This is a genomic window from Enterococcus sp. BWR-S5, from assembly GCF_016745255.1.
Taxonomy (GTDB): Bacteria; Bacillota; Bacilli; order Lactobacillales; family Enterococcaceae; genus Enterococcus_L.
Genome location: NZ_JADOEQ010000002.1, coordinates 419176 through 434716 on the forward strand (window position 1 = coordinate 419176; position 15541 = coordinate 434716).

Annotated in this window: 7 protein-coding genes; 3 read left to right on the top strand and 4 right to left on the bottom strand. The window is 43.1% G+C overall.

The window, feature by feature from the left end; translation table 11 throughout:
- The first annotated feature begins 135 nt into the window (after positions 1 to 135).
- Positions 136 to 825 (top strand): N-acetylmannosamine-6-phosphate 2-epimerase, encoded by a 690-nt coding sequence (locus IW510_RS04585; protein ID WP_202057340.1) that lies wholly within the window; start codon positions 136 to 138, stop codon positions 823 to 825.
- Positions 826 to 856: 31 nt separating this feature from the next.
- Positions 857 to 2359 (top strand): PTS transporter subunit EIIC, encoded by a 1503-nt coding sequence (locus IW510_RS04590; RefSeq protein ID WP_202057341.1) that lies wholly within the window; start codon positions 857 to 859, stop codon positions 2357 to 2359.
- Positions 2360 to 2432: 73 nt separating this feature from the next.
- On the opposite strand, the gene IW510_RS04595 is transcribed toward IW510_RS04590, so the two are convergent.
- Both IW510_RS04595 and IW510_RS04600 read right to left on the bottom strand, forming a co-directional pair.
- Positions 2433 to 4832 (bottom strand): DEAD/DEAH box helicase family protein, encoded by a 2400-nt coding sequence (locus IW510_RS04595; RefSeq protein ID WP_236674595.1) that lies wholly within the window; start codon positions 4830 to 4832, stop codon positions 2433 to 2435.
- A gap of 26 nt (positions 4833 to 4858) precedes the next feature.
- A complete protein-coding gene (locus IW510_RS04600) occupies positions 4859 to 5983 on the bottom strand; it encodes a glycerate kinase (protein ID WP_202057342.1) in 1125 nt (374 codons plus the stop codon).
- Positions 5984 to 6245: 262 nt separating this feature from the next.
- Here IW510_RS04600 and IW510_RS04605 point away from each other — a divergent pair, with 262 nt between their 5' ends.
- Positions 6246 to 7151 carry a magnesium transporter CorA family protein gene (locus IW510_RS04605; RefSeq protein ID WP_202057343.1) on the top strand — a complete coding sequence of 302 codons (906 nt, stop codon included), beginning with the start codon at positions 6246 to 6248 and terminating at the stop codon, positions 7149 to 7151.
- A gap of 216 nt (positions 7152 to 7367) precedes the next feature.
- On the opposite strand, the gene rpoC is transcribed toward IW510_RS04605, so the two are convergent.
- Both rpoC and rpoB read right to left on the bottom strand, forming a co-directional pair.
- Positions 7368 to 11021 carry a DNA-directed RNA polymerase subunit beta' gene (rpoC, locus tag IW510_RS04610; protein WP_269092003.1) on the bottom strand — a complete coding sequence of 1218 codons (3654 nt, stop codon included), beginning with the start codon at positions 11019 to 11021 and terminating at the stop codon, positions 7368 to 7370.
- A gap of 351 nt (positions 11022 to 11372) precedes the next feature.
- A complete protein-coding gene (rpoB, locus tag IW510_RS04615) occupies positions 11373 to 14990 on the bottom strand; it encodes a DNA-directed RNA polymerase subunit beta (protein ID WP_202057344.1) in 3618 nt (1205 codons plus the stop codon).
- Positions 14991 to 15541 lie beyond the last annotated feature (551 nt).

Here is a 15541-nt window from a genome sequence, read left to right on the forward strand (position 1 = left end):
GTTTTCTCTATTTTCTATTGATTTACAATTTTTGTCAAATTTTCACACTCCTCCATATTTACTTTTATGGAGGAGTGTAGTATATTATAATCAAATTCGGAGTTTTTCTCCGAAAATAAATTTGTGGAGGAGAAAATGAAAAAGAACGAATTTTTAGCCGCAATAAAAAACGGCATTATCGTTTCCTGCCAAGCACTGCCGGGAGAACCGTTATATTCTGAACAGGGTGGAATCATGCCTCTTATGGCTAAAGCAGCCGAAGAAGCCGGTGCAGTAGGTATCCGAGCCAACTCTGTGCGTGATATCAAAGAAATCAAAGAAGTAAGCTCCTTGCCAATCATCGGAATCATCAAACGAGAATACCCACCTCAAGAACCTTTTATCACAGCCACCATGAGAGAAGTGGATGAGCTGGCAGAAACAGGTGTCCCTGTGATTGCATTAGATTGTACCTCAAGAGAGCGATTTGACGGAAAGACTGTTGCCCAAAATTTACAGGAAATCAAACAGAAGTATCCGAACATCCTTTTAATGGCCGATATTGCCACTGTAGAAGAAGGCATCCATGCTTGGGAGGCAGGAGCAGATATTGTGGGAACAACATTGGCAGGTTATACCAAAGAAAGTACATGTACGAATGGACCCGATGTTACCTTGATTCAGCAGTTAGTTGCTGCAGGTGTCGATGTCATCGCAGAAGGGAAAATCCATACCCCCGAACAAGCAGCGGCTATCCAACAAATGGGTGTTGCCGGTATCGTTGTCGGTGGCGCCATTACCCGTCCGAAAGAAATTGCTGCACGCTTTATTGAAGCAATTAGCTGAACAGCTATAAAAATATCAGAGGAGGATTTTTATGTTTAAGAAGTTTTCACAGTTAGGAAGAGCGTTTATGCTGCCTATTGCCATTTTACCTGCTGCCGGTCTGTTATTGGGGATAGGCGGTGCCTTATCTAATGCCAGCGCTATTCAGGCATATCCTTGGCTGGATCAGCAGTGGCTGCAAACGATATTAACCATCATGAGTAACGCAGGAAATGCTGTATTTAGTAACTTAGCACTTATTTTTGCTATCGGTTTAGCTGTTGGTCTGGCAAATGGCGATAAAGGAACTGCTGGTCTGGCCGGTGGGGTATCCTTTCTTGTATACACGGCAACAATCAGTGGTTTACTGCAATTGTTTTCTCCTGATAACACGATTGATACCGGTGTCGTGGGCTCAATTGCCATCGGCGGAACTGTTGCCTTTCTTCACAACCGCTATCGAAAAATCGAACTGCCTAGATTTTTAGGCTTCTTTGGCGGCTCCCGTTTCATTCCAATTATCTCTTCTTTAGCCGCAATTGTAATCGGTGTCATTTTCTTTCTAATTTGGCCACCCATCCAGCAAGTAATGACTAGTGCCGGAGAAGCGGTTGCCGGAATGGGCAGTCTGGGCACTTTCCTATACGGCTTCCTACTCCGTCTAACAGGAGCAGTTGGTCTGCACCATACAATCTATCCAATGTTCTGGTATACCTCTTTAGGTGGCGTAGAAACTGTTGCCGGTGAGCAGATTGTCGGCGCACAGAACATTTTCTTCGCTCAATTGGCAGATCCGAACCATACCGGTTTGTTTACGTATGGTACACGCTTTTTTGCCGGACGTTTTGCGACGATGATGTTCGGTCTTCCGGCAGCCTGTTTTGCAATGTATCGGGCAATCCCGAAAGAAAACCGTAAAAACACAGGTGGCCTCTATGCCAGTGGTGCATTAACATCCTTTCTAACAGGAATCACTGAGCCGATTGAGTATATGTTTTTATTTGGTGCACCATGGCTGTATGTCATCCATGCCTTTTTGGACGGCTGTTCCTTCCTGGCAGCAGATTTATTAAATATTCGCATCGGTAATTCCTTCTCCGGTGGATTAATCGACTTCTTACTGTTTGGTGTTTTCCAAGGACAAGACCGTACGCATTGGCTATATGTCATTCCTTTAGGTCTTGCTTGGGCTGCAGTCTACTATTTTGTCTTCACGTTCTTTATTAAGAAATTTAAGGTAGCGATTCCCGGAATGGAGAGCAATGAAGAAATCGAAGCGGCCACTACTCCTGCATCAAAAGGCTCGAATGCACTATATGATGATTCACTTATTATCATCGAAGCCCTTGGCGGTGAAAAGAATATCGATTCCGTTACAGCCTGTGCTACCCGTTTAAGAGTGGCAGTTAAAGACAGCACAACTGTCAACAAGGAACAGATCAAACGTCTGGGTGCTGTTGCCGTGTTGGAAATTGACGGCGGCATTCAAGCGGTTTTCGGTGGAAAAGCCGACCTCTTCAGTCAGGAAATTAACCAGATATTAGGCAGCGAATAACAAAAGACAAATAGCCTCCGATGCTTGATAAATCGGAGGCTATTTGCCTTTTTTCTTTATTATACTCTATCTGTTAATGCCATATTTTCCGCTGAATAACAGTCTCTTTTTTCTCATTGGTCAAAGTCTGCAGCCGACCTTCAATCAGCAGTTTACGTCCTTTAGGGTTTTTAGTATAGGCAATTGCCGCTGTGGGAAGCCGCTTTTGAACTTCTTTCAAAAAACGCTCCGCTTCCTGCTTTTTCTTGCCATAACGTTCTGGTATTGCGTAACGGTTCTGCCCCACAAGCAACAGATATCTCGGCTCTTCAATTTCGCCAAGCAGCTCTTTTGCCGCTTCAATAAATAACCGCTCATTGTGATAGCTGGCTGTTTTTAATTCACACCGGAAGCTGTTTGATGTCACCGTCACATCCAACTGATCCTCCACCTTAATCAATTGATCCTCCGTCAGTAAATGGCTGAGTGCCTCCAGCAGCTGTCCTTTTTGCTGACATTTTTTTCGCCAGTTTTTTTCTCGTCTTCTCTCACTAAAATAACTGGCCAATTCTCCTGACGTCAAAGAAGCCCAAAAACCTTTTTTTGGTTGCTCATTCAACGACAAGAAAGAGTTGATTGGCTCTGTTGCTTCAGTTGTTTCCTTAAGGAAAAGTGGCATTGACAAACGCGTTCCCTGAAGCAAGGCTGTTTGCCACGTTTCCAGATGCTGCTTTCTTTCTTTTGCTATGAACAATTGCTGATGTGTGTAGGTGTCAATCTGTTCCAGTGTTGCTGCTTGCGGCAAATCAAATCGTTCGCTGCCAGTTGTGATTAGAGGTAATTCTTCTATATTATTTATTCCCTCAATATAGGACAAACGTCTGGTAATAGGAGATAAATCCGGCTGTTCAGCCAGCGGAATATTAGGAAACACCAGCCCCAGATGCCAAATATTGGTCAGCTTATCCTCAGAAGTTTTTCTCAAGCCGCGCCCACGAATTTGCTGCGTCTGTACGTAAGAAGAGGAACGATTACCTAAAATCACCGTGTTGACAGCCGGACAGTTCCAGCCTTCTCCAAGTAAACTGATTGTCCCAACTAAAACCTGAATCACTTTTTGATCCAACAGCTCCGTCGTCTGTGCCAGAACCTTCGCTTTGTTTCTTTCTGTTAATGGCAGATAGTAGTATCCCTCGTACAGTGGATGATTTTGAAAAGAGGAGCGATACGCCGAATAGTGATCTGTCCCAATATGATAACTGATTAACAGAAATTCTCCGCAAATTGCCGCCAGCTCTGTCTGTGGTTGAAGCAACTCCTTCAAGTCAAGAAATATCGGTACGACACCATAAGCCCATTCCTGCTCTTCCCCCTGCAACACCTCTTTTTTGATGCGGTCCATAAAAATGACACAGGAAAACGCTCGCCCTAAATAGCTTTCTTCCTTCACCACGATATGGCTGATGGCTTCTTTTAACTGTGGAATATTCTGCTTGTACTCATTGTTCAGAGTATACTCCGGAAATAAATGCAGCACATCCTCATACAGCCATTTTTTCTTTTTCAAATAATTGAAAATTTCTAAATCCGGCTGCACCTTAAACAGATAACTATATAAATCCCTCAATGATTGTTTTGTTTGTTCAGGAATCGCTGTTCGTTTATCTAAACCAAGCACGGTCCAATGCTCTTCTTTCAACGTGTATCCCTGCTCATTCAAATAGAACAGACAGCTCAAATAGTAATCAAAGTTCTTATAAATAAATGCAGTTTCTTCTAAAGGTGTTTGTAAAAAGGCTTGCTGCAGCAGATATTCGGTAACCTCCGAATCACTACAGAGCACCTGAACAATGTGATTCTGTTCCAGTAAAAACTGTTCAAACTTCTGATTGCTTTCAGCTGTTGCCGACACAAGATAAACATAGTCCTGATAAGGAGCAAGAACCTGTTCTTTAATCAGCTCCGACACAGAAATTTCCTCGTCAATTTCCCCATTCAGTGCCAAATAACGCTGCCACTCTTTCCTATTGGCATCAAAGGGCGGCGTTGCAGTCAATGATAAGGTTTGCAGCTGAGGGGTATGCATTTTTAGCTGAAGCAACACGTCAGACCAGCTGCTTTTCAAGTGATGCGCTTCATCCAACACTAAAAACTGAATCCCCTGCTCTTCAAAATACATTGGCTCTTCCTTTTTCTTGCTATACAGCTCCTGATACGTCGTAACCGTTATATCCGTTGGTCTAAGCAGCTCATCAGACACCGTCAACAAATCATCATATCGTCGCAAAGCTGCCAGCCACTGTTCTTTTAAAATCAAGGAAGGGACCAAGACCAGCGTCTTTTTTTGCAGGCGATGAATAATCCCTACACCAAGCAATGTTTTCCCTGAACCAGGCGGCGCAATCAGATGGATACTCTGATCGTCTAAGTAATCTTCCACATTCGCAAGCACCCTTGCTTGATACGTGCGCCACTGTATCTGCTCTTTCTTCAAATGATCCCTCCTTTCTCCATTGTTCATCAATCAGACAGTTTACCTGACACTTTAATGAGCGCAGCAACATTTTCAGCTGTTCGCTCAAGATTAACAGCCGCTTCTGCCAATACCTTCTGTAAATCAGCGACCTCGTGAACGGTTGAAAAAACAGCATCAATTCCATGCTCAACAGCCTGCTCACTCCCCGCTCCCGTACTGCCGCAAATAGCCACTACTGGTATCTCCGTTGGTACTCTGCGGGCAATCCCAACCGGTGCTTTGCCTTCCATACTCTGCCCATCCATACGTCCTTCACCGACAATCACAAGATTTGCTTTCCTCACTCGCTTATCAAAATCCAACAAATCCAAGACATAATCAATTCCTGATACGATAGCTCCCTGAGCGAAAGTCGCTAACCCGGCACCCATTCCTCCTCCGGCACCGCTGCCTGGTTTATCAATAATTTTCGGTGCTATTAATGAATAAAAATTTCGCAAGTCTTCATCGGCAGCCGCCAACTCGGCTTCTTCCAGTCCTTTCTGAGGGCCAAAGACATACACTGCACCGTTTTCACCGCAAAGAGGGTTCGTTACATCGGTAATCACAGTAATGTCCATTTGTTTCAGTTGCTCTAAACAGGACGGTTTTTGAAAAGAAGCAACCTTGCCAAGATTCTCACCTACTGCTTCAAGCCGATTGCCTGCCGCATCAAAGAATATATAACCCAAGCCTTCCGCCATACCAATGCCACCATCATTCGTTCCGCTACCACCAACACCAATAAAAAGCTGCTTGACCCCTTCCTCTGCTAATAAACAAATCAACTCACCTAATCCTTTTGTTGATAAACGCAGCGGGTCCCGCTTCTCTCTGGGGATGTCTTCCAAACCAACCAAAGCAGCCATCTCAACCAAGGCTGTATGTCCATCCGTGGTATAGGCAATTTGCTTTCTTTCTCCAAAAGGACCGGTAACCTCTTTGTCGGCATAGGTCAACCTCATATTGGCAGACAACGCTGCGACGGTCCCTTCACCACCATCCCCAATCGGCAACAGCTCATAGACTGCCTCTGGAAAAATTTTTTCAAAGCCGTTTTTGATACACTGCGCGGCCTCCAAGGCAGAAAGACTTTCCTTAAATGAATCTGGCGCTATTAAAATACGCATGACCACTCCCCACTTTCTGATTTCTATATTTATAGATAGCTTCAACCCATCGATACATCAATTACATGCTCTATCTCGCCGACTCAAGTGCTCTAATTTCTATCAAACATCTCCAAGCCAACGACGACCTTCAGCTATTATTTTAGGGGGAAACAACCATTGATACAAGTAAATTTACATTTGATTATTTTTTATTCTATGCTTTCCCTCTAAAGACTGGTACACTATTGAGGGCTTTTACATTGTATCAGGAGGAACGAATATGATTACAAAAATACCATTTAATAACAAACAATCCAGCTGGATCAATATAAATACTGAGGATAAAGAGATATTGAAAAACATTTATGCGGAATATGGAATTGACGACGAAATCGTTGAATATTCACTGGACAAGAACGAACGTGCTCATTTAGACTATGAAGCAAAGACCAACACCTTTGTTCTTATCTTCAACGTACCAAATCGGCAAAAAATTGACAATCATTACGAGACAATCCCGATGACCTTCATTATTAAGGACAATCGCTTTATCACCATTGCCAACAAGAAAAATAAGTACGTTATTGCGGCGATGGAGCGCTACTTAGACGCTAACCCGGATATTACCATTTTTAAATTCCTGTTTAGCAGTCTGTTTCTAGTGACAGATTTCTTTTTCCCATACATCGAAGAAATGAATAATGGACGCAAGAAGGTAAATGACAAGCTGAAGGAAAAGACCAGCAAGCAAAATTTACTGCTGTTATCCGATTTAGAAACAGGCATCGTTTATTTCGTCTCTGCTTCCAAGCAGAATGTCGTTTTACTGGAACAGGTTAAAACGCATCAGCTCTATAAAGGTCTTTCTGAGGTTGAAAAGGAAGAACTGGAAGATGTCGTAATTGAAGCCAAGCAGCTAGTTGAAATGACTCAGCTTTCTTCACAAATTCTGCAGCAGCTGTCTGGCACATATACCAACATCTTGAATAATAACTTGAACGAGGGGATGCGTGTTTTGACCGTTCTTTCGGTGTTACTGACGGTACCAACCATCATCACCGGTTTTTTCGGAATGAATATGCCTCTGCCTTTAGAAAAAAATGCCTCTGGTTGGATGATTACAATCGTTCTCAGTGCGATACTTTGGTTTGCTTTGTCATTTGCCTTGAAGAAGATTATGAAGTAACTATCTGGATTCTATAAGTTTATAAAAAAACCGTTCAACCAACTCATAAAAGTTGGTTGAACGGTTTTTCATTATCAAGATTGCAGTGTCACAACCTTATTAGACGGTGTTTTAAAAGCAGCTTCCTCGGAAATAAGCTGAATAATCTCAAAATATAGAAAGCTATTTTGGGTTTATTCTTCTTATTTCTCAGAGCTGAACGCTTTTGTCACAACCTTATTTATTCAACTCATTTAAAGCGTCTTCTGCAGCCATTTGTGCTTCAATATCAGAGATACTGTACACATTCTCGCTGGCAACTTTGACCTCTTTTGGTTCCATGTTACGGTAGCGAGCCATACCTGTACCAGCAGGGATGATCTTACCGATGATAACATTTTCTTTCAAACCAAGTAGAGGATCTTTCTTACCGCGAATCGCAGCATCTGTCAGCACACGAGTTGTTTCCTGGAAGGACGCAGCAGATAAGAAGCTGTTTGTTTCCAGAGAGGCTTTCGTGATACCAAGTAATACTGGACGGCTTGTTGCAGGAACACCGCCGGCAACCAATGTATCGTAGTTGCGGTCTTTAAATTCAGCAATATCCAACAATGTACCAGGCAGAATATCTGTATCACCTGGATCCATGACGCGGACTTTACGAAGCATTTGGCGAACCATTACTTCGATATGCTTATCGCCGATTTCCACCCCTTGCATACGGTAAACACGTTGCACTTCACGCAGCAGGTAGTTTTCAACTGAAAGAACATCACGAACCTGCAGCAATTGCTTCGGATCGATTGAACCTTCTGTTAACGGCATACCACGGTGGATTGTATCGCCTTCTGCCACTTTCATACGGGCAGTATATGGAACAGTATACGTACGTGTATCTGTTTTCCCTTTGATAGTTACTTCTTTTTGGCGTGTTGCAGGATCTTCAGAAATATCGATAACTTCACCGGTAACTTCTGTGATGACTGCTTGCCCTTTCGGATTACGCGCTTCAAAGATTTCCTGAACACGGGGCAGACCTTGCGTGATATCGTCTCCGGCAACCCCGCCGGTATGGAACGTACGCATTGTCAACTGTGTACCAGGTTCCCCGATAGACTGAGCGGCAATTGTACCAACTGCTTCTCCGACTTCAACATCTGAACCGGTAGCAAGGTTACGTCCGTAACAATGCTTACATACACCGTGTTTTGTGTTACATGTAAATACGGAACGAATCGTTACTGTTTCAACACCAGCATCGATAATTTCCTTCGCAATATCTTCTGTAATCAAATCATCTGCACCAATGATAATTTCACCGGTTTCAGGATGGCTGATTGCTTTACGTGTGTAACGTCCAAGCAAACGTTCTTCCAGTGATTCAATGATTTCATTACCCTCTTTGATTGCTGCAATTTCCAGACCACGATCTGTTCCACAGTCGTCTTCACGGATGATAACGTCCTGTGCCACATCAACCAGACGACGAGTCAGGTAACCTGAATCGGCTGTCTTCAAGGCTGTATCGGTCATTCCTTTACGAGCACCATGGGTAGAGATAAACATTTCCAAGACAGATAGTCCTTCACGGAAGTTGGAGATGATTGGTAATTCCATGATACGTCCGTTTGGCGCTGCCATCAATCCACGCATCCCAGCAAGCTGAGTAAAGTTGGAGATATTACCACGGGCTCCGGAATCTGACATCATGAAGATTGGATTTTTTGCATCCATACTTTCAATCAGTTTCAACTGGATTTCGTCTTTTGCACCGTTCCAAACGCCGATAACACGTTCATAACGCTCATCATCTGTAATCAAACCACGACGGAACTGCTTCGTGATTGTTTCTACTTGTTTATGAGCTGCATCGATGATTTCTTGTTTTTCATGAAGAACCATGATGTCAGCGATACCTACAGTGATACCGGCATGAGTAGAATGCTTGTATCCAAGGTCTTTCATACGGTCAAGCATTTTAGAAGTTTCAGTGATATGGAATCTCTTGAAGACTTCTGCAATGATATTTCCAAGATTTTTCTTCTTGAACGGTAAAACCAGTTCCTGCTCTTTGATGTATGTTGGAATATCTGTTCCAGCTTCAACAAAGTATTTATCAGGTGTTTGAACCGTTAAGTTGTAATCTGTTGGTTCATTCAGGTAAGGGAACTCCACAGGCATGATTTCATTAAAGATAATCTTACCGACAGTTGTAATCAACAGACGTTCTTTCTGCCAATCTGTAAATGGTTTGTCTCCCAATAAGGTTGTTTGAACACCGATACGTGAGTGTAAATGGACATAGCCATTACGCCAAGCCAATACCGCTTCGTTCATGTCACGGAAGACCATACCTTCGCCTTCGCGATCGTCTTCTTCCATTGTCAGGTAGTAGTTACCCAAGACCATATCCTGAGATGGTGTTACAACCGGTTTACCATCTTTCGGATTCAAGATATTCTGAGCAGCCAGCATCAGCATACGTGCTTCTGCCTGTGCTTCTTCATTCAACGGTACATGGACGGCCATTTGGTCTCCATCGAAATCGGCATTGTAAGCTTCACATACCAATGGATGCAGACGGATTGCACGACCTTCAACCAATACCGGTTCGAATGCCTGAATACCCAATCTATGCAGCGTAGGTGCCCGGTTCAGTAGAACTGGGTGTTCTTGAATCACTTCTTCAAGAATATCCCATACTTCATCTTCTCCGCGCTCGATTTTACGTTTTGCGTTTTTGATGTTCGTTGCGATTTCGCGTTGAACCAAGACACGCATAACGAATGGTTTAAACAGTTCGATTGCCATTTCTTTTGGCAGACCACACTGAAACATCTTCAAGTTAGGTCCAACAACGATAACTGAACGACCAGAGTAGTCAACACGTTTACCCAGCAAGTTCTGACGGAAACGACCTTGTTTCCCTTTCAGCATATGAGAAAGAGATTTCAATGGACGGTTACCAGGACCTGTTACCGGACGACCGCGACGACCATTATCGATTAAAGCATCGACAGCTTCTTGAAGCATACGTTTTTCATTTTGCACAATGATACTTGGTGCATTCAAATCTAATAGACGTTTCAGACGGTTGTTACGGTTGATTACACGACGATATAAGTCGTTCAAATCACTTGTCGCAAAACGTCCGCCTTCCAATTGAACCATCGGACGAAGATCCGGAGGAATAACTGGAATAACGTCCATAACCATCCAGCTTGGCAGGTTTCCAGATGAACGGAAAGCTTCCAAAATATCCAGACGACGGATTGCACGTGTTCTCTTTTGTCCTTGAGCTGTTTTCAGCTCTTCTTTTAAGCTGGCTACTTCACTGTCAGGATCAACAGCATCCAACAATTGTTTGATTGCTTCTGCACCCATTGCTGCTGAGAATCCTTGACCATATTGGTCACGTTTTTCACGATACTCACGCTCTGTCAGCAGTTGTTTTTTCTCCAGTCCAGTATCACCGGCATCAATCACAACATAAGAAGCAAAATAAATGATTTCTTCCAACGCACGAGGACTCATGTCTAAGACAAGACCCATACGAGAAGGAATACCTTTGAAATACCAAATGTGTGATACTGGCGCAGCCAATTCAATATGACCCATACGTTCACGACGAACTTTAGAACGAGTCACTTCTACACCACATCGGTCACAGACGATACCTTTGTAACGAATACGTTTATATTTCCCACAAGCACATTCCCAATCTTTGGTAGGACCGAAAATACGTTCACAGAATAAGCCTTCACGTTCAGGCTTAAGAGTACGATAGTTAATCGTTTCTGGTTTCTTTACTTCCCCATACGACCAGCTTCTGATCTTCTCAGGTGAAGCCAAACCGATCTGCATACTCTCGAATTTATTTACATCGATCAAAAGGGGTTCCCTCCATTTCTTAATAAGAAAAGCTGAACAAGTCGTCTTACTCAGGAGCAATAAGCTCAAACGAAACACATGATGCTCTTTATCATGAGGTTTGTTTGACTTATCGTCGATTGAGTTGACTTGCGAAGCTAGACAGCGAAAAGCTGAACGAGTCGCTTAACTCTTGAGCGATAAGCTCGAACGAAACGCATGATGTTCTTTATCATGAGAGTCGTTTGACTTATCGTCGATAGAGTTGACTTGTAAAGCTAGACAATGAAAAGCTGAACAAGTCGCCTAACTCATCAGTAATTCAATACCTGGGCTATGTCTGGAAAATTGAATTTTCCAGACATGACCTCATTAATCTTGACGATCTTCGGCAGTTTCTATACTTTGAACAACATCAGCTTCAGCTGCTTCTTTCGCTGCTGCCGCTTCTTTTTCCAATTGTTTTGCGGATTGCTGTTCAGCAAACTTCGTCAATGCATCGACAGTGATCAAATCATCGTCGTCATCGTCCATATCACGCAATTCAATTTCTTGTTCTTCAATATCAAGGACACGCATATCCAGACCAAGTGACTGCAACTCTTTCACCAATACGCGGAATGATTCCGGTACGCCTGGTTTTGGAATTGGTTCACCCTTAACGATCGCTTCGTATGTTTTCACACGTCCAACAACGTCATCTGATTTGTATGTCAGAATTTCTTGAAGTGTATAAGCAGCACCGTAAGCTTCCAGTGCCCAAACTTCCATCTCACCAAAACGCTGTCCACCGAACTGTGCTTTACCACCCAATGGCTGTTGTGTAACCAATGAGTATGGTCCGATTGAACGAGCATGCAATTTATCATCGACCATGTGGGCCAATTTAATCATATACATCACACCGACAGAAATACGGTTATCGAATGGTTCACCTGTACGACCATCATAAAGGACAGTCTTCGCATCGCTGGCCATGCCGGCTTCACGAACTGTTTCCCATACATCATCATCGTTGGCGCCATCAAATACAGGAGTCGCAACATGAATGCCCAACTGACGAGCAGCCATACCTAAGTGCAGCTCCAACACCTGTCCGATATTCATCCGTGATGGTACCCCTAATGGGTTCAGCATGATATCGATTGGTGTTCCGTCTGGTAAGAACGGCATATCTTCCTCCGGCATGATTCTGGAAACAACCCCTTTGTTTCCGTGACGTCCGGCCATTTTATCTCCTTCGTGGATTTTACGTTTTTGAACGATATATACACGAACAAGCATATTTACACCTGGAGACAGCTCATCGCCGCCTTCACGAGTAAAGATTTTCACGTCATGAACGATACCACCGCCGCCGTGAGGCACACGCAGAGACGTATCACGAACTTCACGCGCTTTTTCACCAAAGATTGCATGCAATAGGCGTTCTTCCGCAGATAATTCAGTTACACCCTTAGGAGTTACTTTACCTACTAATAAATCGCCATCTTTTACTTCGGCACCGATACGGATAATACCCATTTCATCCAAATCCTTCAGTGCATCTTCACCGACGTTTGGAATTTCACGAGTGATTTCTTCAGGTCCTAATTTAGTATCACGAGCTTCTGATTCGTATTCTTCAATATGAATAGATGTATACACATCATCCTTCACCAAACGGCGACTCATGATGATCGCATCCTCGTAGTTATACCCTTCCCATGTCATGAAGCCGACCAGAACGTTTTGTCCTAAAGCCATTTCTCCTTCTTCCATAGATGGTCCGTCAGCCAGAATGTCCCCACGCTCCACTTTTTCACCAAGTGTTACGATTGGACGTTGGTTATAACTTGTTCCTGAATTCGAACGACGGAATTTTGTTACCATATATTTATCCAAAGCACCATTGTCACGACGGACACGGACTTCAGAAGCATCAACAAATTCTACAACACCATCGTGTTTACATAACAAAGCAGCACCTGAGTCATGCGCTGCTTTGTATTCCATCCCTGTTCCGACAAATGGCGAACGAGGTTGAATCAAAGGAACGGCCTGACGCTGCATGTTCGCACCCATCAAGGCACGGTTGGAGTCATCGTTTTCCAAGAACGGGATACATGCTGTCGCTACAGCAACTACCTGTTTTGGCGATACGTCCATGTAATCGACTTGATCGATGGCAATTTCCAAGTTTTCACTTTGCAGACGTGCCATAACAACATCTTCAGCGAATGTTCCATCTTCATTCAGCTTAGAGTTAGCCTGAGCTACGATGTAGTGATCCTCTGTGTCGGCTGTTAGGTAGTCAACTTCGCTGGTTACTTGACCAGTTGCACGATCCACACGACGATACGGTGTTTCGATAAACCCAAATTTATTTACTTTTGCATAGCTTGACAAGCTGTTGATCAGCCCGATATTCGGACCTTCAGGCGTTTCGATCGGACACATACGACCATAGTGGGAATAGTGAACGTCTCGAACTTCATAGCCGGCACGGTCACGAGTCAAACCACCAGGTCCCAAGGCAGATAGACGGCGTTTGTGCGTCAACTCACCCAATGGGTTGGTTTGGTCCATGAACTGTGACAACTGAGAAGAACCAAAGAATTCTTTAATACTTGCTACAACCGGACGGATGTTGATTAATTGTTGCGGTGTCAATGTTTCAGTGTCTTGAATCGACATTCTTTCACGAACCACACGCTCCATACGAGCCAATCCAATACGGAATTGGTTCTGTAAAAGCTCACCAACAGAACGGATACGACGGTTACCCAAGTGGTCAATATCATCCACATTGCCGATATCTTCCATCAAATTGAAGAAATAGCTCATTGAAGCAATAATATCTGCCGGACGAACTGTTTTCACACTTGAATCAGGATAACCATTACCGATTACGCTGATGATACGTTCAGGATCTTTTGGTGATTCCACCTTGATTACTTGAACGGTCATCGGCTCTGTTACAACACCATCTTCACTAGGATAGTAAGTCACACTGTTTAAACCATTATCGATATGCGCACCTAATGTTTCCATTACTTGGTGCGTCAGGACAGTGCCTTTTTCAACCAAGATTTCTCCTGTTTCCGCATCAATCAGCGTTTCAGCCAATGTCAGATTCAACAGACGAGTTTTCAAATCTAATTTTTTATTTACTTTGTAACGACCAACGTTTGCTAAGTCATAACGTTTTGGATCGAAGAAGCGAGCTGTCAGTAAGTTACGTGAGCTGTCAGCTGTTTTCGGTTCGCCTGGTCGGAGTCGCTCGTAAATGTCTTTCAAGCCTTCCTCTGTACGAGAATCACTTGCATTTTTGTGTAAATCCTTCTCGATTGTATTTCTAAGTCCTTCGCTTTCGCCAAAGATTTCGAAAATCGTATCGTCAGAACCAAAACCTAAAGCACGCACTAAAACAGTCAATGGAATCTTACGTGTACGGTCAATACGAACATAAGAGATGTCTTTTGCATCTGTTTCCATTTCCAACCATGCACCACGGTTTGGAATAACTGTTGAGCCGAAGCCTTCTTTTCCGTTTTTATCCACTTTTCCGTGGAAGTAAACACCTGGAGAACGAACCAACTGGGAAACGATAACACGCTCCGCACCATTGATAATAAACGTTCCCATTTCAGTCATTAGCGGGAAGTCTCCAAAGAATACTTCCTGAGATTTGATTTCGCCGGTTTCACGGTTTGTCAGACGTAATGTCACATGCAAAGGAGCCGAATAGTTCGCATCATGCGCACGTGCTTCCTCAACAGTATACTTAGGTTCTTTCAATTCATAATCTACAAATTCCAGGGACAGGTTTCCTTGAAAATCTTCAATTGGCAGAATATCCTCAAACATTTCGCGTAACCCTTCATCTAAAAACCACTGATAAGAGTCTGTTTGGATCTCGATTAAATTTGGTAATTCCAACACTTCACTGATACGCGCGAAACTTCTACGTTCGCGATGCTTTCCGTATTTTACTACGTGTCCAGCCAAGCTCTTCACCCCTCTAGATATAAGTCTGTCAAAACTCTACCCAAAATAATTACATTTAAGTTACGAATATTAAATCAACGTAACAAAAAGCATTTTTTGCGGTTTTTAGGCAAAAAAAAACCAAAAATAGAACGGCCTCATGATTAAAAAAATCAAGTGTTTCTACTTTTGTTTCCTTATTTAAAACCGGAACGGACAATATTTCGCTCCTGCTTCGTCATTTTTTAGATAGTTTTTGCATCTATATAGTTTACTTCTTTCTATAGTAAAAGTCAAGGGGTTTCTTGTTGCATGATAATCAGGTTCCCCTTTGCAAAAAAGACGATTTTTCACTCATTATTCCTACTGATTTTGTAGGATTACTAAGTGCACACTCTAACTAATCCTACTCCCTTCATTCTCCCATCAAAAAACAACCGTTCTTTAATTCGTCAGAAAATTCTAAAAATCAGTTGACATTTTTTCCTCGTCTGTATATACTGAGAACAATTCAATCTTGCGGAGGAGAATCCTTATGAGACACTTATCAGATCACGCACAATTGAATAGTT

What these genes read in the sequence shown, in the direction of transcription:
- IW510_RS04605 (WP_202057343.1), top strand. Translation starts at nt 6,246, where the DNA reads ATGATTACAAAAATACCATTTAATAACAAACAATCCAGCTGGATCAAT.
- IW510_RS04585 (WP_202057340.1), top strand. Translation starts at nt 136, where the DNA reads ATGAAAAAGAACGAATTTTTAGCCGCAATAAAAAACGGCATTATCGTT.
- IW510_RS04600 (WP_202057342.1), bottom strand. Translation starts at nt 5,983, where the DNA reads ATGCGTATTTTAATAGCGCCAGATTCATTTAAGGAAAGTCTTTCTGCC.
- IW510_RS04590 (WP_202057341.1), top strand. Translation starts at nt 857, where the DNA reads ATGTTTAAGAAGTTTTCACAGTTAGGAAGAGCGTTTATGCTGCCTATT.